This is a genomic window from Bradyrhizobium sp. 62 (genome assembly GCF_023073035.1).
Lineage (GTDB): Bacteria > Pseudomonadota > Alphaproteobacteria > Rhizobiales > Xanthobacteraceae > Bradyrhizobium.
In genome coordinates, this window is sequence record NZ_JADPIT010000016.1 from 1 (window position 1) to 21,416 (window position 21,416).

Sequence of the window (21,416 nt, forward strand, 5' to 3'; positions counted from 1 at the left end):
CCCCCTTCCCTTCCCGCCTCTGCCTGCCAGGACCAAATGTAAGGAACATGGCTACCCACCCGATGACAGATCAACGGATTGACGATGCCATGTCGCCAGTTTTTAGAGCTATGTCGCTAGTTTCGTCCATGACCGCCTTAAAGCACGTCAAATTGCTGACTGAACCAGCGCCGGTTCAGAGCGCCGCACTACACCTCTGCTCGACCCTTCCCCGCAGCCGTTCGAAGAAACGACGAAATATCAGGGCGATCGGGACGCCCGGCCGGACGTCCCGCCAAAACTGCGCCGCATCGCGGACTAGGCTGCCGATATCCACTTCGTAGCGTCGGCGAGCCCGCTCCAGGTCTGCCTCCACCTGGGCCCAATCGCTCAAAGAAAGCGCGGCCAAGGCTGGACTGATCGCAGACACGCCGTTGCTCCCAAGTTCATGGCGCAATTCCAGCTCCAGCGACGCTGCCTGCATTGCTCGGATACCGGCTGGCTGGTCCGGGCCAATGCTCTCAAACGCACTGAGCGCTTCATCGAGTTGCTCTGCCAGCAGGGCGCGATAGCAGTGCGATGCGGCAGGCCCCCATGCCAAGCCGAGCTCCGTTAAGGCGTTGGTCAGGGTCAATGGGCCTCGGCCTGAGACCGCGGCGAGCATTCTCAGCGAGGTTCCGTACGTACCTCTGGCTGCTTGAGCGATCACATCCAGAGCCGCAACTTCATGTTCGATCGAGTCACGCGCGCAGGCTGCTGCCAAGTGACCGACGATCTCTCGGGCTTCCATGGGTCGCATTCGGAAGACGTTGCATCGAGACCGCAATGCTCCGGAGAATCTCTGTTCATCGCTGACGAGGAAAATGAAGATCGTCTGCGTCTCTCGCTCCAGCGTCTTCAATGCCGCATCCGCCGCGGGCGCCTGGAGCCGCTCGGCATGATCGATCAATACGATCCGGACTCCGGCAGTATTCAACGTCCCATCACGTTCAACGAGCGTCCGCGCTGTTTCTTCATCTCCCTGCTTCGATGCGTCAATCTGGACATAAGCCCAGTTCCCTCCACTTCGAACGCCGTCACACTCGACGCAAACTCCGCAGGGCGATCCATCTGCCATGGGCGAGTCACAAATCAAGGCCTGCGAGTACAGCTTCGCGATCGTCTTCTTCCCACTGCCGGGCCCGCCAAAGAAGGCGAGGTGACGGCCAACACTTGTCCCGCCCGATAAATGGCCTCTCAACGCTTCGACAAGCAGGTCTTGTCCAACGATGCGGTCGAAGCCCATAATGTTCCCTCGTTTATGCAGCTCTCCGCCTTCATGATGACTCTCACTCATTCGCGGGCACCGCGCTCTTCCCGACCAATTCGTGAAAGCGGGCCGATGTCGCCTCACGCAACTGCAATCGGTCTAATAGAGCACGGGACCGCGCGTTCAATGCGGAACAAAGCGTTGCTCTCGCTTGGCCGAGGCCGGTGATCTCCTGAGCTGGTTCGCCTAAAATTCGGAGCAAGACGGCTTGCCAATTCGTTTCATCGACAAACCACTCCTCCACCCGGCCGGCCGCCCCATGATAGGCTTGGCACAGATGTTCGAAGGCCACCATGAAATTGCCTTCCATCAGACTTGACTCATATTCAAGCAGCAGAATGCCCCACGCCAAGTATGGCAAGACGGCCGGATTACCTTCTCTGTTCCGCTTGTAACGCTGGTCTCGCCCGGCCACGACGTTCGCTGACGCGCGATACAATCGCTCGAGTATACCCGCAGCGCTATCGCCGGACAGGCACGCGTTACTGAGAAACTGCAAGAGCGGGTACAAGGTACCGGTCCGGCGGTCGTCCAAGAACTGGTTCAGTCCTTCGGAAAGCACTCGCCGTTCGCGCCGCTCGATTAGACGCGTCTCTTGCTCGAACGCGCCATTTTTCATCTCGGTCAGGATGATGCGATCGATTTCCATGGCCAGCGATCGCGGGGAGCTCGACCGGCTATCCTGGACAAACGCTTTCACTCTTCCTAAGAACCGGGGGTCATCTCCCAAGTGCTGGACGGTTGCCAGATCGCTTCGTCTCAGCAAGAAACGGGTAATGGATCGGTAGTTGTCGATCGTAACCAGTGGCTCTTCGATGAGACCGAAGGCATCTTTGGCGCGGATCCATTCTTCCTCTTCGAGAAGCTCACTGCCGTCGGCAACCATCAGCAGCATATGGTTGCTTGCCCCGCCGTCCACGATATCGATGAGGCTTCCCTGCAAATCCGCTAAACTAAACTCTGCCGCATCGCAGACGACGAACATCTCACCGAGCAAGGACGGCGCCCTCATCTGTTCCCGCAACGTCCCGCCAGCCATCACGCTTACGGGTTCCCATCCTGCCCGCTTGGCAAACGTCTCGACCTGGGCTCTGACCGCCGAACGAAGCAGACCGGATTTCCTGCCGTAGACGTACAAAAACTGGTCGCGGTGAATAACCTCACGCTCTTGGAATTCGATGTCGCTGACCTTATCGGCAATCACTGTTCGTGCTCCCAGAGCTGCCATGACCGCTCACGTGCGTACTTGTCCGGCCAACTGGTCTTCAACTCCGCCAGCTCCGCGTCCAGGGCGGCTCGCTTTTCTGGACTGTCGGCCGGTTCATAGCGGCGTCGTACCTCATCAACGGCTGCCTCTCGTAGCCGCCTATGCGCTTGACGGCTCAAATGCTCCTCCAATTCCCAGCCGTCATACAGCCGGTCGAACGCTTCATCGTCCAAGGCTGACAAGACGCCGAGCCCGAGCGCCTCTTCGGCTCTCATAATTCCCGCGGATTTCAGCGAGTCGGATATCGGCATCCTTGTACGCTGACCGATATCGCCTGCCATGCGCCGGAACTCAGGTTCGATACCCAACCGATCCAATAAACGCTCGCGAGGATCGAGACCGCCGCACAACCAGCGAACGCAACGCCAATGCTCGTCCAACCTCTTTCCAGGCGAGACAAATTCTACGCGAATCGCACTAGCGTCCTGCGCCACGCCCCGAGCTTCGTACACCCATCGCTCCGACCATCGCGCGAAGCGAGCATCATTCGGCACATGTGCAACGATACGGCCGCAAAAACCCTCGGCCTCATTCACTTCCTGGACGCAGATCCGATGGCCACTGCCGGTCCACGCCTTCAATCGGCTATCCAGAGCCTTGCTGAACTGCGCGAAATGCTCGGCCGCCTCGTCCTGATTGGTGGCCCCGAAAGCTCCATGACGGATGCTGATCATCGCGTTGAAATGAATGCCGTACTCTTGCACCGCGAATGAAGCCGCCCGGATCAGCTGCGCAACGTTGTCCATGCTCAAATAGTTCGGGTCGCGCTTCAACTTGGGGACTCGTACGAGGCGCGCTACCGGATTCCCGACACGTGTGCGTTTGGCACGAACGGCCCGTTGCTCGGCACCCTCGAGAATCCTATCGGGCGCGGTGACCGGTCTCGGCGCTGCTTCCGACCTGCAGGCGCGACGCTGGAAGCCGATCACATGCGCGAGCAGCGCTTCATCGCTAATCGCCGGCGTCGCGACCGGCAGCGCCGCCATCAAGTCCTCCCAAAAATGCTTCAGGTCGGTACCCGGCAGACGCTGACGAAATGCAGTAATGATCGGGGCGCGCTCGTCCGGCCGGATGGATGCGACTAGGGGATCCAGCGTGATCTTGAGGGAGCACAGCTCGTTATAATACAGGCTGAGCAAAAAGCTTTGGATCAGACGTACCTTCAGTTGCACGCCTTCGGTCCAGCCAAAAAATACAGTGGTTTGGCGGGCGAAGTCCCCTTCCCCCAACGCGATAAAATACTCGCACAGAAGTTCGGTCCGGCTGACACCGAACATGTCGATGACGCGTTCGCGCGTCACCTCCAACCGGCCACCGGCGCCCCCATCGCTGACCTGATCAAGGGCTTGCAGCATGTTGCGTGGCTGACCATCGCCGAAGCCGGCAATCAGCGCGAGCGCCTCTGCCGCGACCAAGATACCCTCCTGCTTGGCGATCTCGGCAAGGTAATCGATGCTCTCCTCGATCGGCAGCGGGCGGAGGCGAAGCGATACAAGCCGAGACTTCAGCGCCCCGGGAATGCTTTCCGGTGCAGTCGTCGCGAGGCAATATGCAACATCGGGCGGAGATTCCTCGATCTGCTTGAGCAGAAAATCGAATCCGTCGCGAAACTTGGGGTTCGAAAGACTATGCGCCTCGTCGATGAAAATGACCCGTCGCACGCCACGGTCTCGCTCGCTCTGAAGAAGTTGCGCGATCCGCGACTTTAAATCCTCGACGCTCCGATAGCGTGGTGCATCGATCTCGGCAAACCGCGTCTCATCGCCTTCGTCAATTGCCTTGCAAGAGGCGCAGCTAAGGCACGGTGAAGGATTTTGCGACGAGCGCTTCTGGCAGTTCAGCGCCTTTGCGAAGATGCGCGCCAGCGTCGTTTTGCCGGACCCGATGCTGCCGTGAAGCAGAAGATTGCGGCAAACTGGCCCGCGCAATATTAGGCCGGAAAGATAGTCGACAGGAACGCTCTGGCCTTTCACCGCGTCGAAGGTCTCAGGCCGGTAACGGCGGATAAGTGCGGCGTTGGTTGTCTGAGGAGCGTGCCCGCGCTCGGGCTTCCCGAGCTCTGTTGTATGCAGCGTGGACATGGAGTTTTTCTTCACTTACGAATTCGTCCGGCAGGACATGATAAGGGCCCGGCTCATAGCTGAACCGGGCCTCTCGCGCATTCAACCTTTGAAGGTCTTGAACAAGTCGGGCATGCACGATTGTCCCGAAAGCGGCCTTGACCGCCCAGCGCTCAACTTGCGGCCCATCAACTTTGATTGCTGGCTCCGCCGCCGGGGTCGCCGGTGGCGTTTTGGCTTCATTGGCGGATCCAAGTTTGCTTGAGCCAAGTGCCCAACAATGCCAGCATCTTTCACGGACAAGATCGCCTGTTTGTGTTGCTCGTCGACTCCGAAGAAAGCGGTCTTCAAAATGACGAACGCTCTGCGCTCGAGATTTTCGAAACTCATGATCCAGTCGACCGGCGGATCAACCACCTCCGACAAAGAGACCTCGTCGGGCTCGGGAAAGCTCGGAGGGGTCGAGAGCTCCACCAGCTCGCGGCCCTGGCCGAGGCGGCAGGCTTCGACGATGCCCTCATATCGCAGAAGTTCTCCAAAGGGGTGCGTCCGGCAGATCAGATCTCGAACGGCAGCAGGATCGGTGTAATCGATCTCGCTCTTCAAGGCGACGACGCGGGTCGAGGAGCCCTGCTCGTTGGACAGCTGACGGTCCTGGGGGACCGTCAGCAATGTTTGATCATGGCGCAAATCGATCACAGCTTGCCTCGAAAGAAAGGGTTCGTGGCCGACTGCTCCTCGTAACTCATCGGACGTGACCGATATGCTTCGGCCGCTAGCGGAGGCGCAACCGGCTTCGACAAGTCCGGCCGATCAACAGCTTCATCGGCGTGACCAGTCAGCGCGCTCAACTGCATCGAATACTCGCCAGGGCCTGCGGCCGCGACAGCGACGACATCGGCGAGGTCCGGCTCGTGCATCAAACCGTAATTGACGATAGCGCGAGCACGCTCGTTACGATCATAGATATTCAATAGTGTGATCCGATTTTCGGCATCGTCAGAAGAGGGATTATACATTTGGGTGTCCTGCTAGTTGATGCACGGGCCGTTGCCCGGCGTTGATCTTCCGGCGCAGCGCAAGCCGGGAGGCAGGTGCGCTGCGCATCTGTTGCGATCCAAGGGATGATCAGTATCGGCGCCGATCGACGGAGACTTCAAAGAGCTCGAACAATCGACGGTCACCCGGCCGGCCTTCCAAACCGTACGGACGATGGAGCCACGGCCAACGCATGCTTATTTCATCGGGACTATCAGGGTTCGATATCGCGACTCCACCAATCCAGCCGAGGCGGCTGCAGGGAATCGTGGACGCATAAATATCAACGGTTCTGCGCCACTCGCGAAGGATTTCGAGCATCCGGTCCTGCTCTTCGTCGGTAAAGCAACAATGTACCGGGTCATCCTCCGACGGAACGAGAATGGATGGCCAGGTGGGGCCAGTTGAATGCGGATCAGCGACCGGAATCAAATAGTGAACACAAAAATTCGAGGCAAAAAAACTGACGACCTCGTCCGCTAGTTGAGGGAAGGGCGACGCGCTGAGCGCCTCCACCACGGTCGAACATTTGACGTTGTCATGCTCGACGTACGAGCAATCGTCACCGACCACTGCCGTCGTGATTTCGCGGATGTTGATTTCGCCGGCGAGGGCGAGCTCTTGCTGCCGCAAATAGTAGGCCCAACTGGCCGGGTTATCGTGGTCTCTACGTGTATTGAACACTGGTGGTTCTCCGATTAAAGAGGGAACCACTCTGGCTCCCCTTCATGTGAGGAACCCGCCGCGAAATCGGCAAGAAACATTCTCACCATATATATAGGGTTTTTCAGGCGCTTAACGTATGCACTCAGAGAGCATCGTCATTCGCCTCCCGTATACGTCTAGATTTTGTAGGAGACGCCGGCTTTTCGCCGACATGTAGACCTGGTGTTACCGGCAACCGGCTTCGGAACGCGCTGTCCTCCACCTCGCGCGGTCGAGTCCAAGCTGCGAAGCCGGCTCCGAAGCAAGCAGCTCGCCCTCATCGCGGGGCTTCGCCGCGCAAACGGTAAAGATCCCGAGGCGCCAGTTGAATTCCGCAACGCGATTTCGTGCGAACCTTCCCAGGGCAGCGACGAGGGGTACCGGCACGTGAGGGACATTGCGAAACGTTCCGTAGCCATGACTTGCAAGGTGCGAAATCCAAGAGCCCCCAAATTGGGGGCTCTTTTGCCGCTCCCCAGTATTTGGCGAGATCCCCAAAGGAAGCTCACCGGCCCAGACGGTAAACATCTGAATGCAGTGACTGAAGCTTCATTTTAGCCGGCCGCCGCGGATGGTGGGGAAGTCTGCGGACCTCGAGCTAGGCCCCGGCTGCACTTGCTGGAGAGACCCAAACAAATGCCGAACACTGAGATCACTCGCCCCCGTTCGTGGAGTGGCAAGAACCTGACGGGTGACTGGCTGATCAGCCTCAAGATCGATGGCGTCCGGGCAATCTTTCACCCGGATCGGGGCTGGCTGAGCCGCGCTCACAAGCCGCTCTACAATATTCCGCCGCCCGCGGCTGGAAGCGTTCGCGACTGCGAGATATTCGTCGGCACCTTCCGCGACACCATTCGGGCAACGCGGACGAGGTCTCTCAAGGGAGGCGAGCCGGCCGTCCTCCCACAACACGTCTACGGCCTCGACCCGCTCGATCACCGTCTTCATTGGGGCAGTCTGACCAACCCCACTCCTGCCCATATCCACGCGCAGCTCCAGCGCGCCAACGAACTCGGCTACGAGGGCCTGATCCTGCGCCAGGGCGATCGTTGGCTCAAGGTCAAACCGGAGGAGACGCACGACGTCACAATCGCCGGGTTTTGTGAAGGCGGGGGCAAGCATCGCGGCCGGTTGGGCTATCTCACGACCGCGATGGGAAACGTAGGGGCAGGCTTCACGGACGCCGAGCGCGAAGCACTATGGGCCGAGGCAAAAGCTGATCGGCTGGTCGGCCAGGTGATCGAAGTCAGCTGCATGCAATTCACGCCAAACGGCCAATTCCGTCATCCGGTCTTCGTCCGCCTACGCCCAGACAAAACTACCGGTTTGTGCTGTAGCCTTCTTCAGACTGAGCGTCATGACTCTCTCCCACCCCAACGGAGACGCTCGCAACATTCTTTCGCGCCGTTTGAAACAAGCATCAAGCTTCGTGCGCCCCAGAGCAGCGGCTAGGGGTACCGTCACGTGGGGGGCTTTCGAAAACGGGGCGTAGCCCGCGGATACCGTAATGTGCGAAGCTCAAAAGAGCCCCGAAAGGGGCTCTCTTCTTCCTCCTGCCTCGACGAAGCAATCAGCGCTTGTTCAGCTTTCTCACGACCTCAGCTGGATCAAAACCAATGATCCGGCTCAATTCAATGAGCTCCACCACATCGATCCGGCGCTGACCGGACTCCATGTGCGTCACCCAGCTTTGATACACCCCAAGCTTCTCCGCGAGGTCGACTTGGCGCAGGCCAGCATCCTTCCTGAACCCGACCAGCATCGCGGCGAGCTTCTTCTGAATCGGTGACGCGACCGTCTTTGGCATCCAGCCTCCCAGAGGGGGCTAGAGACATAAACCGACTTTTCAGATACCTAAAAAATAGGTATTGAAGACGCAACTAACCGAAGCCTTGGCTGAATCCCAGCTATCCAACCTTACATCCTGAGGCAGCGAATGAACAATCGAATGGGAGATTGGTGGCCCTGGTGCCTACTGGTCGGAGGCGCGGTACTGCTCTGGATCCTTGGCTACGGCGCGCAAGGCCCGACCCCAATCATCATCATGGCCGCGCTGATCACCGCGGCGGGGGGTTACCTCGTCTTGGTCGAGCAGCAAAAGCACAAATAGAGCCAGCAATCGCCGGCATCAAAATTAGGGCTATAAGAATGACTATTTCGGCCGAACCTACGACCCAAGCCCCGCCGCCAGCCAACGACCGGGGCTACGCGTTGGCCGTCTACGCTCTTTACGCGTTGGGCTTCTTTACGGTTATCACTACCGTCATCGGCCTAATCATCGCGTACGTAAAGGCATCTACGGGCAGCGACCTGTGGCGCAGCCATTTCCAGTTCCAAATCCGCACCTTCTGGATCGGACTCCTTTACTTCATCGTCGGCTTCGCCCTGCTCTATTTCTTCATCGGCGCCTTCATCATATTGTGGTGGACGATCTGGACCCTCGTCCGCATCATCAAGGGCGCAATCCTGCTCCACGATCAGCGCCCGATTGCCACGCCATCGTCATGGCTATTCGGATAGTTGCAATGGCGGTTTAGTAGCATTAGAGGCATCACCTAACATATCGAAACTTCAGGCCATTAGGTTCGGACTTGAGCAAAACCCACGCGGTGGGCGACGTGCACGGATGTCTTGACCAACTGGAGCGCCTTGTCGAGCTCTGCGAGCGCGACGCGGGCGAAGGACGGTCTAAGCTTATCTTCCTGGGAGACTACATCGATCGGGGGCCCGATAGCCGCGGGGTCATCGAATTCCTAATGGACCTCCAAAAATGGTCGCCGGACGAGATCATCTGCCTGCGCGGCAATCACGAGGATCTACTCCTTGCCGCGCTCGAGGGTGAAGACGCAGAACTCAACTGGCGTCAGAACGGAGCTCAATCCACTCTAGAGAGCTACAAAGCAAAGACCCCAAGATACGTTCCCCTCAAGCATATAGACTGGATTCGTTCGCTCCCCCTCTACCATGACGACGGAATGAGATTCTTCGTCCACGCCGGTGTGCACCCAGACAAACCGTTAGATCTGCAACGGCGGCGCGATCTCCTTTGGATCCGAGAACCATTCCTCTCAAGTGACAAGGATTTCGGGCGGCTGATCGTGCACGGTCACACGCCGATCCCCAGCGGCAATCCAGATCAGCGCATTAACAGGCTCAATATCGATACCGGCGCCGTTTATGGCCGCGATCTCACCGCCGCAGCCTTTGACGCTCACGTGGCAGCTCCCCTTAGGTTCTTTTCTACCAGCCCAATCCGCAACTGAGAAGTGTGCGCTCGGGCCCTTAAACTTCGCCCTCGTCATGATCGAACAACAGGCGTTTTGGCTCGCCCCACATCGGATTTTTGATGGCGCAAGGCTCAAAGAAGATCAACTGACCGTTGTGCTCGACAATTGTACGCCAGCGAAGTCCGTAGCCCTGTAAATGCTGCCGCACTTCTTCATTCGGCTGGGCAACGCTGATTGACTTCCCGTCTATCGCCGAAACGAAGCCACCGCCGCCGTATTCAAGTTCGCCCGGCCATCCGGCCGCGATTTCATAGTCCCGCCTGATCATTGGGGAAACTCCTTCGGTAACGTTGTAGTCGCCGGTGTATCGTTGAAAGTGATGAAATGTCGCAAAGTCTGACGCCACTGCCGTTGAAATCCTTGGTAGTCGCACGGGCACCCAACGGAGGTCTTTTGCGTAAGCCCATGGGCTAACCTTGGTGCTCGCCGCTTTTTATCAATGACGACTTCATCTTGTCTCAAGACGCCGGCCTCTCGGCACCAGCGCGCGACGGCATCAATCTCGCCATGGTCACGAATGAAGCCGTTGCTGGTCAAGCCGTACGCGCGCGCGCGCGAGGAGCGAGAGGACAAGTAATGACAAGGTGCATGTAAACAAATGTGAACAAAACTAAACCCTCGGAGACAATCTCGACGCGCGACATGGTTCCATCGAGATAGGCTGGGGCGTCGAGAGGCAGTGGAGCGCGAATATCGCCATACGCCTTCATGGGATTTTCTTTGTTGTAGGCCGCTATCATGCGCTTTGCACAAGCGGGGACGCCCGCACGATCGACGCGGCGCTCGGAAAGTTCGATCCAAAGATCACCTACGATATCTTCGCGAGCGCTTTTCTGAAGATAGCGCGGCGTGAGGTTGAACAACCACTCGTAATCACCATCCTGCGGCACATAGAGGGGAATATCATTGCGCACGAAGTCAGATGAGATTTCGACCGGCAACCCACGTATAGGCGCTATCGAATGGACGCTGCTGAAGCTTCGGACGGTGACTGGATTGCGTGCCGCCATGGCCCAGCGCCTATTAACATCTGGCTGTGTCAACCTAAGTGTCCGCATTTGCAAGAAAGAGAGAGTCGATCGATGGCCAGCAGCCGGAGTTGTGAGTTGCTTAAAGCTCATTCCCGTTAAGAGACCGCACTCGACGTTTCTAATGACCTTCTCCGTCGCTGGGGCTCCGGTAAAGGCTCGCCTGCAAGTAATACAGGCACGTGTGCCATTCCTCGAGTCGACTTTGACATTGTCGCCTGTGAGGGCGTGTCCGTATTTGCAATGGGATTGATATCCTCGAGATCCCGCCGCCGTTGCGAGCCTGGAATTTCTCGTGATGACGGGCTTGAACTTAGCCTCCCAAGATGGATTGCTCTTTCGATACAGTCTCAACCTGATCGTGTCATACTCACTAAGCAGTTTTCTCAACGAGGCACCCAGGTTGAGCCCACTTTTCGGTCAGGGCTACGTCATCCGGCGTGAGGTGCACTGACCCCTTGGAGAGTTTTAGACGGGCCTCGATTTTGGGAGGCTCGGTGATAGTCGTATCCTCCGTCAGATATCGGCCGACGCCGTTCCAGCTACGTACGCATGTATCGCACCATTTATGATCCCATTTCCGCTCAGCATGCATTCTTACAGCGACTTCGGCGGACAATGGGTGCCCTCGATTACAGGCCGTGCGGCTGGCCACGGTGCGATTGTACACCCCCTCAAGAACCCGAGACTTGCCATTTATCTTGACAAGAGGGCTGGCCTTCTCACCCCATTCAGGATGCAGTTCGCAGTGCTTGCGAAAGGCCTCCGCCGAGCAAATTGGCGACTCACCGGCGCCACCTGTGAGCATTCGAAGCGACTGGCCAGCTTCCAGCCTTGCCATGAACGTGGCGGCTTCGGTCGGATTCATGGTGAACACTTCGCCATTCACTATTGCGGAGAAGCAGCCGTGACAGAACTTTCGGGGGCGAGAGCGTCCTCCATAACCAAAGCTCGACAGCGGTAGGTTCTGCTGGCATCGACGACACTGCTGCATCATCTCTCTCTCCTTTGAGGAAGCGCGGAAATGCGCGGCACAGAGCCGAATCCTGAATCGCGGCGGCGCGTGGGCGACTTCCGACATCAGGATTTCTCATTGAACGCGGACAGCTTTTGAGTCGGTCTTACGTCATCCAGCCCGGGTCGTTGCCTTCAATACGTCGTTGGCCGGACGAATGTTCGCTTGGCCGGATGCGGCAACCGAGGGGCCGACGTCAGGCCGGATTTGAGCAGCGGTAAGCCGCCTCAATTTGCGAGATCGAGCGCTCGTTAACCGGCCAGCGTGACACGAACATGCCGCGCGGTTTCTCCCCCTGCGCATCCGGCTGTTCACTAACCTGGGTTAATCGATTTTAGAATTTTGGGGGGGTAACCTACTTAAATGGCGCCCAGCTGAGGCGGCTCCATGCTCGCTACATGTCTGATTCCGTTTCTGCGCGCATTGAGCGCGTCTTCTACGAATCCCGGGCCATCCGCGAGCAGCGGCGTGCGTTGTCCGAGGAAAGCGAACGGGCAATTCTCGACCTGAGACGTTCGATCCTTGAGAGCGCTTCCGCTCGCGCAGAGATCAGGGCTCAGCGTGAGAACCGGAAAGAATAGGGCTTGTTGCCGCCTCAGTTTATTCGGGGGCCTGGCTGGTTAGCGCGCCGATCGTCCGCGTATTCCTGTGCAACCTATCGACCGTCAAATCCGCGGCGCTCGCTTTGTTGTTCGGCATCGAGGATCTGCTGCGCTCGCCGCGCAAGCTCCTCATAGTTCTGCGCAGCTTGACGGAGCGAGTTGCTGGACTCGGGATACTTGCAGTTATCGGCTTTGGTGTGGAACTCCTCCGCACGCATAAACCAATACTTAGGCGAACGCATTCGCTCCATGCCCATAGCCACACCTCTTAATCTGCGCCGTTGGCTTAGCCCGGCCATACGGCCCGACGAGCGGAGTGTACAGATGGGCAGCCCCCCCTCAGTATCAATTGATACGAAGACCGCTAATTTGCTTTCGCCTAGCTGCCGGAAAAGAGTCAGTAAAACCGCCGTTCCGGTTGCCAGCATATTGTGCATTCAAGGAGCGCCGGGAGCCTCAAAAGTGAAAGTCGCAGGAACGTCTAAACGGTATGCTCATCGAGTGGGGGCTTACGTTGGGGGGAAGAAGGCCGGGGGAGCCCAGCCACTCGCTCAGATGCGCGCCGGTGTCAGCTAAGCGCGCCTTCCTGAGAAGGCGTTCGCGCTCAGCACCAGCTGGTAGCCGCGCAGCTTGTTCTTTGAGCTGGCTGGCTTGCTCGCCCAATCGTTCTTCAAGGGACCGGTTCTGCTTCACTCTGCGGCGCCGCTGAGACATGGAGACTCTTCCTTGTGCCATTCACGACGACTCCAAAACGAGAAAACGTAGGTTCAGTTCCGTAATCGGAACGAAAGTGGGCGATAGCTGAAGTGGGCGCCTGTCGGAACCGTGGCGCCACTTCTGTCTGTCTCGAAGCTTGCGATTCGACATTGAAGCCCTTCCATCCGGACTGATCGAGGCAGCCCGAGTCCAGCCCGCTCGGCAATAGCAGGGCGAGTAAACCAACCATCGGATTTGCTTAATTGCCCCAGAGCATCTCGGGCTAAGCTCCCACGCGCAGGATGATCTCACGAGCAATCGTTGCCGCCGAACCAAGCACATCGATTGGGCCGTCATAGGCGACTGCACTCTGCGGCATTCCGGGCTCAGCCACTCCGTCCCTGGTAAGCACCATTGTCACTCCGCCAGCGTGTGCAATCGCTTCCAGCCCCCGCGATCCGTCTGAGAGCAAGCCCGACAGCACGACGCCGATCCCCCGCACCTTGGCATGAGCAGCGATCGACTCAAAGAGAATGTCGATTGTCCGATTGCGGTGCCTATCACCGGCACCGTCCACCAGGCGCACGTCGCTTTTTGCCGCCAGCGTGAGATGAGCATCAGGCTCGCCGATGTAGCACCGCCCAGCACGGAACCGATCGCCTTGCTCGGCAATGAGAACCGGCATTTGCGAGCCTGGGGAGAGCACTTCCTTCAGACGGCTGATCTGATCACTAGGACGATGCAGCACCACCAGCACGACTGCGGGCAAGTCAGCGGGGAGCGCAGCAAGGAGGTCTTTGATGTCCCCTAGACCCTCGCCGCCTGACGCGCCGATCGCCACCATAAATGGGGAAAGTTGTTGTTCGTCTACTATTGCCGGTTGCGTCACCCGGCCAGCTTACCGCCGAATCAATCAGGTTCGAAAGCCTTTCAGTTCGCTTATGAATCTCTTAGGCCCCGACCCGCTAGCGAGTGATCTCACCCTTGAGTCTCCATATGAAGGCCGCGTCGGCGCAAACTGCGAAACCCTCGTCAAACCAGATGCAGCGCAGCCTCAAGGCCATCTGGAAATACTAGATGCCCAAATCGCCGAGATACAAGCTCGGCAGGTTGTTGAGGCGGGTGCCTATTCTCTGCCAGACCGTCTTGATGGCCCTACGCCGGCACCCGAGGTGATTGAGCATGTGGCCAAAAGCTCGGTCGGTTCATTTTTGCACTTAGGAACTTTTGTGTGCTTGTTGCGTAGCTGATCCGGCATTATGGCGGGCCGGACAGATGGTGGAATTTGCGCCGGCCATTTTGGTCGTGGATGACGAATATCTAATCGCAACGATGATCCGGGACGCTTTGGTCGACGCAGGATTCGAGGTCGGCATTGCCGCTGATGCCCTTGAGGCAATCTCAATACTGAAGGGGGATGGCAACGCCGCCGCATGGCGGGCCTTGGTCACTGACATCAACGGGCTCGGCGACATGGACGGCTGGGGGTAGCTAAAGCGGGGCGGGAGATCGATCCCACGTTGCCAGTTATCTATGTGACGGGTGCTGCTGCCGCCGACTGGGCGGCAATGGCGTACCCCACAGCGTTTTGATCACCAATCCATTCTCACCCAGCCAGATTGTCAGCGCCGTCTCTCAGCTTCTTAACGCCGTCCCGCCCGCTACAAAAGAGGAAGGCCGCCTCGGTCTAACGCCATCCTCGGCTTTGACATCCGACCGGAACGTCTCTCCAGCCGAGAAGTTGAGAAATCGGTCTGTGGCGCGATACCTGGATCTGTCCAGGTCCGCACCATCCACCCGGGGCGGCCCATTGTCCGACGCGCGTTTGGCGATGGGCCGATCCTCTCGGGACGCGCCCCTCAATAAGTGGCCGCTGGCGTTTACGCGGGCACGCTGCACCGTAGCATTACGGTCATGGACCTGGGTGCGGGATGCTCATCGCGGGTGTAATACACCAGCATGGTTCAAACGTTCGACGACCAAGCGCAGCTACGATTTCAGATGGCTGCGAAGGTGGAGCAATGCCGAAGGCTTGCACGCCAAATCGGTGATCAGGGTGCAGCTCAACGCCTTCTTGATCTTGCAAATGAATACGTGCAGCAAATTAAGAATACCAAGGGCAAGTGACGCTACCTTAACTGGCTGCCGTCCATCTGACAGGAACGACTCTCGAGGCCTGGCTGTGTGCACATTGAAGCTCAACTTGAGGTCGCGACCTGCGAGGCTTGCGAGGTGGCCAGATGATATTGAATCGTTTTGGAAGAGCAGGGAGCGTTAGATGAGCGAACGACGTGAGCTCTATCGCAGCGCCAACGGAGACGCCTGGTATTTGGGGCGCGAGCCGGCGAATGGCTATGCTTTCATCATTCATCAGCCAAACGCGCCTTCTGGCGGTCGAGTGACCCACATCGAACTCCGCGACTTCTTGCAAAGCGAGCCGAAAGGACCCGAGCACCAGGCCCTCTTGCGGCTAATAGGCACCCTGGTGAACGTGCCGCCATACGCTTAGGATTTCACGGGCTGAAGGAAAAAGACTGCGTGGCTCGGCTACCATCCGGGCCCCCAGCCGTGTCGGCGAAGCGTTGGCCGCTCATTTGGTCCTGAATACGCCAAGCTTCTTATCTACCCAGCTAACAAGACACAGGAGGAGATGACATGGCTAACGGGCCAGATTTCCAAAGTGAGCACGAGAGTCATTCCGCCGATTTGGAACGGCGCATCCGGGAGCGCGCCTACCACCTTTGGGACTTGGAGGGGCGACAAGAAGGAAGAGCAGAGGAATATTGGAACCGGGCTGCGGAGCAAATCGAGTCCGATACAAGGTCGGCCTATCCGCCGTCCGCGTCCCGCGGCCATCGGACCTGAACTTGGCTGTTCGCGCTCGCCCAGGGTGGTAACTCAAAGCAAGCCGGTTCCGGCGTGTTCCTGGAAAAGCTCGGCCTCTTGGACGTAGCCGCGGAGCGTATCGCACTGACTTGTTCCGGCTCACACCATCATGCGAAAGATGGAGTTACCGGCGGCAGCTGCGGACGTTAGGAACCCGCGCTGCAGTTACTAGCCCTGCCGCACGCAGTACAGGTCGCCGACCGTTGGCATCTGATGGAGAATGCAAGTCGGGCCTTCCTCGACGCCGTCCCCAAATCGCGAATACGCTCCCACTCGGCACGAGCAACGGAGAGAAGCATGACGGAGGCAGTAACAGTGTTTTGGACCCCGGAGGCTGCGATGATGCTAGTGCAACCGGGGACCTCTATTCCATGGTGGGAAAGATCGAAGCTTCGGCGACTTAGAGGCTGCCGTGCGGTTCGTAATGGAAGATTTGCCTGAGGGCCTGCGCTCCACCGCGATGATCCAAACCGATACCGCGTCGATTCAGTTCGTCGATATCGAGCGGCTCTACAAGGGACGTGAGCTGGCAAATGGAGTACAAGGGCAGGGCTGAGAAACACCGATCTGGAAGCTGGAGGCTCACTCAAATGCCGGTCGTGCCGCAAGGGTCGCAACGGGCCCATAGCCCATATGATAAAGGTGACCGAAAGCCATGGAATCAGGCCCTGTAAGTGGGTTCATCCAGAGCGGTAACATCACGAATCCGCTGAGAATGTCTGGCAGAGAGTCCGCCGACTGAGCCGGCCTTAACCGACGAGGTCGGTCGTTAGGATAGTGAGGGCAACCCTCACCAGGGCACTGCCCTTATCGCGAACCTCAACCTTTATAAGACCATCTTAGCCTTTCGCCGTTAAGTCTCGCGCAGCGTCGCCCGGTGCGGCGGGCCTCACTGCGCGCAGTATTCAGGCCGGGGAGTTCGTCCCCCTCGTCGTCAATCGTTACGCCCTTGTCATCGTAAAACTCGAAGTAATAGCGGGGCATGCCGAAACCATTCGGTGAAATCAGTCCGCATTCCTAAGCCAAGTTGGACCCGTGTTCTCGCCCGGATGACTGGGGTCTTCAGACGGGAGCACCGCCACTAGCCCCGATGGAACGCCAAATCATCCAGGGGATTGATATGGTACCCTCGGCTGCCTCCCCGCAAATGCAAAACTCAATATCGGTGTTGATCTTACTGTCGGGTTTGTCGCTCGCTCTTCTGGGCGCTTGGCTTCTTTGGGGGCCGTTGAGCGTGCTGATTGTTGTTGGCGCCGCACTTTTCGCATTCGGGCTAGCCTCGATCGACTAAGACCGGCCAAGAAGCCACTTCTCCGCACCGAGAACTTCGTTCGCGTCCGAAGAACATCGGGGCCGGCCACCCGATCGTGAGGAGAAGGATCGAGAGCCCCAGCTAGGCCAGAATGATGCCCATGCGCCTCCGCGCGTTTCGACCGGAAACAATCACGAGGCCGCGCCTTTCCTGGGCAGCGAGCGCTCCACGCTACCGACTCATCACCGCGTGGGTGTCGATCACTAAGCCTGGCCGCTGAAGAAGGAGTGCTGCAACGGCGACCAGGACCAGCATCGAGGCGACCATAATGGCGATCCACTTTCTGTCATCCATGGGATCCAATGTCGGCCGCAGGGTCTGGTTCCCCTTGGGTTGTGCGGCTCTCCACAGCAGGCTAGCTAGCACACCTCAAACACGACCGCGGCGGAGATTCGAAGCACCACGCGACCCGCAGCGTCTCTGACCTCGAGAATCGCGGTGGCCCGTCGCCTGGACCCCGACATCTGCCTGGTCCTTGAATTTCGGGCGCGTGCCGGCTGCGCCTGGCGGGAGACGGATGAACCGACACTGATCTCAAAGTGGTGCTGCAAAGTCTGCTCTCCGGCCAGTACGTCTAGCCGGTCCAGATCGCGGGCTTCAACGCCGCAAAGCGAGGGCGGCCGCTTCATGCTGCACGGTTGCAGCAAGTACTGACATGCGCGCCCTCGGCGGGTTCTCAACTTCGCACGGCAGGAGATCGAGGAAGAGCCCCGCGCTACCCTGGAAGCATTCGGCGTAGGCGGTTTAGCCGCTCGGCCGCGGTTCCTCTGCTTGAAGTGTTTTAGTCTCCAGATCCTCCGCGAGCCGGTTCAGCTCGGCAGCGGCCTCGGCCTCGCTGACCAGAATTGCGAGATTTCGAAGTTGCTCAGACTTGGGTGTAGTTTTGCCAGGTGTTTGCATGCTGAGCAACGCACCGAACGATCAACCGTTGCTTCTCGTGCCACGAAATTATCAAGCGGGGCTGGTTCGAACAAAGCTGCCCAGGCGAAAGCCAACTCGCTTTTGGCATAGGTCCCTACTTCGACTACCGGTGTTGGCCCAACGGAGACCTCGCAGATCATCCGCTCTTCGGGCGCTGGCCGCTGTTGGCGGTAACCATATTTGGCGTTCGTCTTCAGTGCTATTGTTTGCTTCCATTGCAAAACGGTGGCCGCCACATTCCCGGAGAGAGTGGGCCCGATCCGCCCGGTCTATTTCCTGACCACGGTGGTGTTGTCGGGCTAAGGCGATTCAACGGCAGTATCGTGCTCAGTTGCCACTGTTTTAGTCGCGACTGCTAGACCACCGCCATCTCTCTCCTGCAAGCAGACTGGAACAAAGCTCCAGCTGCTCGATTGCCGCTCTATGCAGGAAATGCGTATTGCTTGAATACGAGACAGGAACAAGGAATGGCCTACTCCAATCACGGAATCACCAGGACTGGCCGGGGCGAAGAACAACCGACAGATAAAAAACGCGCGCAAACTGCCGACCAGGTAAAGACGTCTGAGAATTCGCCGTCGAAGGAAGCAACTCGCACGGAAGTGCAGAACAGCCCTTCTCGCTCCGGCTCGTCACGCGAGGACTGAGTAGGTTTGAAGAATTGAGAACGGGAGATGGCGAGATGGTTCGTCGTGAGAAGGGACGCATAATCGAAACCGCCACTGAGTCAAGACAAGCCGAGCCCGGCCGCAGCATATTCGCGGTCCTATCTGGAAGTCTGGGGCTGGCCATCGTACTGATGGGTGTCGTCTGGTTTATATTCTTCAGGACATGATAGATCGGCGAACATTGGCGTTGACCAAGCCATGGTTGCCCTACACGTTCTGCCCCAAGCCCTAGCGGCTTCTATCAGCATCGTTTCTGCGCGATCATCGTGCCATGTCCGCAGCCCGCATCATCAAGCCACCACCCATGTCTGGCGGCGACGGCAAATATTACGCCCGTGAGATGCACAAGGCTGAAGTTACCTTCGCCAATCTCGTTGAGCAGGCAGCTACGGCCCATGCGGCTGCGGACGCAGCGCGCGCCACCGCCTATGCGCTCGATTGCGCGGCTTGGAACACGGCCCTATTCATTGGGGAGCTCGATCACGCCTCGCCAACGATCAAGGCGGCCATCGCAGGAGGCTTCCCGCTCCTCGAAGTGCGCTGCGAGCATTGCAAGCACACCGAGATTATTGACCTTTCCTTGGTCGTGCAGCCCCGTGATCGTAACGTAGCGCTGATGCGAGATTTTCTTTATTGCGGCCCCTGCCAGCGCACCCTGGGCAAGAAGCGCCGGCCCCATCTGATCGGTCTGCGCCCGGCCGGCGACCCCCCACCCGCTGCACCATCACGGCGCACGAAGAAGGCCTGCTGACGATGTGCAATCTCTATAGCGTCACCACCAACCAAGCCGCGATCAGCGCGCTGTTCCGCGTTGTCAATCGCTACGTCGGCAACCTCGCGCCAATGCCGGGCGTATTCCCCGATTACAAGGCCCCTATCGTCAGGAACGGCGCTAACGGCCGCGAGCTCGTTACGGCGCGGTGGGGCATGCCGTCCTCATCTAAAGCGTTGATGGACGCCACCAAGAAACGAGCCGAAAAGCTGCAGGCCAAAGGCAAGACGGTCGATTTCAAGGAGCTGCTTCGGATGGAGCCGGATGGCGGCACGACCAACATCCGCAATGTGAAGAGCAAACATTGGACGAGATGGCTCGGTCCGGAGAACCGCTGTGTGGTGCCGTTCAACAGCTTCAGCGAGTTCAACAAGGCGGAGGGCGGGGATATCTGGTTTGCGCTCGACGAGACCCGGCCCCTCACCTGCTTCGCCGGCATCTGGACCAATTGGACGTCGGTCAGGAAGGTCAAGGAAGGTGAAACTACGAACGACCTCTACGCCTTCCTGACGACGGAGCCTAACGCCCAAGTCAGCGCCATCCATCCGAAGGCGATGCCTGTGATCCTCACCACGCCAGAGGAAGTCGAGACCTGGATGACCGCTCCTCCGGACGAGGCTCTCAAGCTACAGCGGCCGCTTCCAGATGGGGCCCTACGGATCGTGACACGCGGCTTGAAGGAAGACCAGGTCGCAGTATGAAACGCGCTGAGCCACGCGACTGATATGGAACTCGCCCGCTTTTGTAATATTGGACATGTACCTGGCGCGCTGCTGAACGTGTCCCGCACACTGTCCTGCACTCCATCTCTGAGGGGGAAGCTATGTCTGACAGGAGAGAACTCTATCGAAGCCCGAACGGCGACACCTGGTTCATCGGACGCGAACCGATGAATGGCCACGCCTTCATTATTCATCAGCCCAATGCTCCGTCTGGCGGACGTCTATCTCACATTGAGCTAGGGGAGTTTTTACGCGACGTGAAAGGGCCAGAGCAGCAAGCTCTGTTGCGACTGATCGGCACCTTGGTGGAGGTGCCTCCTTTTGCTTAGAGGAGCTGCAAATGTCTGATGGCTGGTTTCTGCTAGAAGGGGGGTTGGATAGTCTTCCGCCGTCCACCCTTATGGCGCCGATACTCGGAGGCCGATGTTCACTTCCCCGGAAGTCCTAATCGTATCTGTCAAAGATACCGCGCTTCTTATCTGCGTCTTCCGCTAGTTTGTCCCATTCGGCTGCGAGACGGAGCCAAGCCTCTCTGTCGGCGTCGTTGTCGGCCTGTGCAGCGAGCCGTCGGCATTGCTCAGCCCTGCTCTTAAATCGGTCCGCTTCCGCCACACCATTCCCTCCATACACTAATCGAGTCGGAGGTGCAGCGTTCCAGGAACGAATAGATCTCCATCAACTTGAATCCCGGTTCTTTTGGTGGAGTTGCGTATGCGTCAGTCCCCGTCGATAGTGCCGTCTGACCGCCTCGACCGCGACATCTATATCGTTCTTGAAGACTTTGGCGCGCGCGCCGGCTGCGCCTGGCGGGAGACCGACGAACAGGACACGGATCTCGAAGCTGTGCTGCAAGGGCTCCTCTCTGGCCAATACGCCTACCCGGTCCGGATAGTTTGCTTCAACGCGAGTGAAGGGTGGTCGCGGGACGCTACCTCCGACATCGCCGATGTCCTGGCCCAGCGCGCGGCCGATAGCGACGACGAGGTCTCGGCCGCCCTGCAGGGCTTCATCAGCGCCAACGCCACCAGGCGCTTTGACGTACAGCTCGCGCTGCCGTTACGGGGAGTCGCGTGATGTTCCGGCAGGGCAAGCCGGAAGGGCCTCCGCCGCAAAGCGAGCATGACCACTTCATCCGCTGCACGATCTGCG

Annotated in this window: 21 protein-coding genes; 11 read left to right on the plus strand and 10 right to left on the minus strand. The window is 58.5% G+C overall.

Features of this window, described 5'->3' with window-relative positions:
* Nucleotides 1-175: 175 nt before the first annotated feature.
* From IVB47_RS18880 to IVB47_RS18905, 6 genes are all read right to left on the minus strand, one after another.
* A complete protein-coding gene (locus IVB47_RS18880; RefSeq protein ID WP_247463245.1) occupies nt 176-1,315 on the minus strand; it encodes a hypothetical protein in 1,140 nt (379 codons plus the stop codon).
* A complete protein-coding gene (locus IVB47_RS18885; protein WP_247463247.1) occupies nt 1,308-2,492 on the minus strand; it encodes a hypothetical protein in 1,185 nt (394 codons plus the stop codon). The genes IVB47_RS18880 and IVB47_RS18885 overlap by 8 nt, the downstream gene beginning before the upstream one ends.
* On the minus strand, nt 2,489-4,636 hold the full coding sequence (locus IVB47_RS18890; RefSeq protein ID WP_247463248.1) for an AAA family ATPase: 2,148 nt from the start codon (nt 4,634-4,636) through the stop codon (nt 2,489-2,491). Before IVB47_RS18890 ends, IVB47_RS18885 begins: the two co-directional genes overlap by 4 nt.
* A gap of 81 nt (nt 4,637-4,717) precedes the next feature.
* Nucleotides 4,718-5,314 (minus strand): hypothetical protein, encoded by a 597-nt coding sequence (locus IVB47_RS18895; RefSeq protein ID WP_247463250.1) that lies wholly within the window; start codon nt 5,312-5,314, stop codon nt 4,718-4,720.
* Nucleotides 5,311-5,634, minus strand: a complete 324-nt coding sequence (locus tag IVB47_RS18900) for a hypothetical protein (RefSeq protein ID WP_247463252.1) — start codon at nt 5,632-5,634, stop codon at nt 5,311-5,313. The genes IVB47_RS18895 and IVB47_RS18900 overlap by 4 nt, the downstream gene beginning before the upstream one ends.
* A gap of 109 nt (nt 5,635-5,743) precedes the next feature.
* Nucleotides 5,744-6,337: a hypothetical protein gene (locus tag IVB47_RS18905; RefSeq protein ID WP_247463253.1), complete on the minus strand. Its 594-nt coding sequence runs from the start codon at nt 6,335-6,337 to the stop codon at nt 5,744-5,746.
* 657 nt (nt 6,338-6,994) lie between these two features.
* Here IVB47_RS18905 and IVB47_RS18910 point away from each other — a divergent pair.
* Nucleotides 6,995-7,810 carry a hypothetical protein gene (locus tag IVB47_RS18910; RefSeq protein ID WP_247463255.1) on the plus strand — a complete coding sequence of 272 codons (816 nt, stop codon included), beginning with the start codon at nt 6,995-6,997 and terminating at the stop codon, nt 7,808-7,810.
* 118 nt (nt 7,811-7,928) lie between these two features.
* Here IVB47_RS18910 and IVB47_RS18915 read toward each other — a convergent pair whose 3' ends face one another.
* Nucleotides 7,929-8,165, minus strand: a complete 237-nt coding sequence (locus IVB47_RS18915) for a helix-turn-helix transcriptional regulator (RefSeq protein WP_247463257.1) — start codon at nt 8,163-8,165, stop codon at nt 7,929-7,931.
* 129 nt (nt 8,166-8,294) lie between these two features.
* Here IVB47_RS18915 and IVB47_RS18920 point away from each other — a divergent pair, with 129 nt between their 5' ends.
* The 3 genes from IVB47_RS18920 to IVB47_RS18930 all read left to right on the plus strand — a co-directional run bounded on the left by IVB47_RS18920 (nt 8,295) and on the right by IVB47_RS18930 (nt 9,621).
* A complete protein-coding gene (locus IVB47_RS18920; protein WP_247463259.1) occupies nt 8,295-8,468 on the plus strand; it encodes a hypothetical protein in 174 nt (57 codons plus the stop codon).
* 38 nt (nt 8,469-8,506) lie between these two features.
* Nucleotides 8,507-8,878, plus strand: coding sequence for a hypothetical protein (locus IVB47_RS18925; RefSeq protein ID WP_247463261.1), 372 nt, complete (start codon nt 8,507-8,509; stop codon nt 8,876-8,878).
* Between the two features lie 71 nt (nt 8,879-8,949).
* A complete protein-coding gene (locus tag IVB47_RS18930; protein ID WP_247463263.1) occupies nt 8,950-9,621 on the plus strand; it encodes a metallophosphoesterase family protein in 672 nt (223 codons plus the stop codon).
* Between the two features lie 19 nt (nt 9,622-9,640).
* On the opposite strand, the gene IVB47_RS18935 is transcribed toward IVB47_RS18930, so the two are convergent.
* The 3 genes from IVB47_RS18935 to IVB47_RS18950 all read right to left on the minus strand — a co-directional run bounded on the left by IVB47_RS18935 (nt 9,641) and on the right by IVB47_RS18950 (nt 13,875).
* On the minus strand, nt 9,641-9,913 hold the full coding sequence (locus tag IVB47_RS18935) for a hypothetical protein (protein ID WP_247463264.1): 273 nt from the start codon (nt 9,911-9,913) through the stop codon (nt 9,641-9,643).
* Between the two features lie 265 nt (nt 9,914-10,178).
* Nucleotides 10,179-10,655, minus strand: coding sequence for a hypothetical protein (locus IVB47_RS18940; RefSeq protein ID WP_247463266.1), 477 nt, complete (start codon nt 10,653-10,655; stop codon nt 10,179-10,181).
* A 2,614-nt stretch (nt 10,656-13,269) separates the two neighbouring features.
* A complete protein-coding gene (locus tag IVB47_RS18950) occupies nt 13,270-13,875 on the minus strand; it encodes a chemotaxis protein CheB (RefSeq protein WP_247463269.1) in 606 nt (201 codons plus the stop codon).
* 386 nt (nt 13,876-14,261) lie between these two features.
* Here IVB47_RS18950 and IVB47_RS35550 point away from each other — a divergent pair, with 386 nt between their 5' ends.
* The 7 genes from IVB47_RS35550 (at nt 14,262) to IVB47_RS18985 (ending at nt 21,341) form a co-directional block, all read left to right on the plus strand.
* Nucleotides 14,262-14,477 (plus strand): hypothetical protein, encoded by a 216-nt coding sequence (locus IVB47_RS35550; RefSeq protein WP_346730802.1) that lies wholly within the window; start codon nt 14,262-14,264, stop codon nt 14,475-14,477.
* A 787-nt stretch (nt 14,478-15,264) separates the two neighbouring features.
* Nucleotides 15,265-15,495 (plus strand): hypothetical protein, encoded by a 231-nt coding sequence (locus tag IVB47_RS18960; protein ID WP_247463271.1) that lies wholly within the window; start codon nt 15,265-15,267, stop codon nt 15,493-15,495.
* A gap of 789 nt (nt 15,496-16,284) precedes the next feature.
* On the plus strand, nt 16,285-16,428 hold the full coding sequence (locus tag IVB47_RS18965; protein WP_247463273.1) for a hypothetical protein: 144 nt from the start codon (nt 16,285-16,287) through the stop codon (nt 16,426-16,428).
* Nucleotides 16,429-19,044: 2,616 nt separating this feature from the next.
* Nucleotides 19,045-19,524, plus strand: a complete 480-nt coding sequence (locus IVB47_RS18970; RefSeq protein WP_247463275.1) for a hypothetical protein — start codon at nt 19,045-19,047, stop codon at nt 19,522-19,524.
* Between the two features lie 2 nt (nt 19,525-19,526).
* Nucleotides 19,527-20,246, plus strand: coding sequence for an SOS response-associated peptidase (locus IVB47_RS18975; RefSeq protein WP_247463277.1), 720 nt, complete (start codon nt 19,527-19,529; stop codon nt 20,244-20,246).
* Nucleotides 20,247-20,368: 122 nt separating this feature from the next.
* Nucleotides 20,369-20,596: a hypothetical protein gene (locus IVB47_RS18980; RefSeq protein ID WP_247463279.1), complete on the plus strand. Its 228-nt coding sequence runs from the start codon at nt 20,369-20,371 to the stop codon at nt 20,594-20,596.
* Nucleotides 20,597-20,978: 382 nt separating this feature from the next.
* The gene (locus tag IVB47_RS18985) at nt 20,979-21,341 is read left to right on the plus strand and encodes a hypothetical protein (RefSeq protein WP_247463281.1); all 363 of its coding nucleotides are present in this window, start codon (nt 20,979-20,981) and stop codon (nt 21,339-21,341) included.
* Nucleotides 21,342-21,416 lie beyond the last annotated feature (75 nt).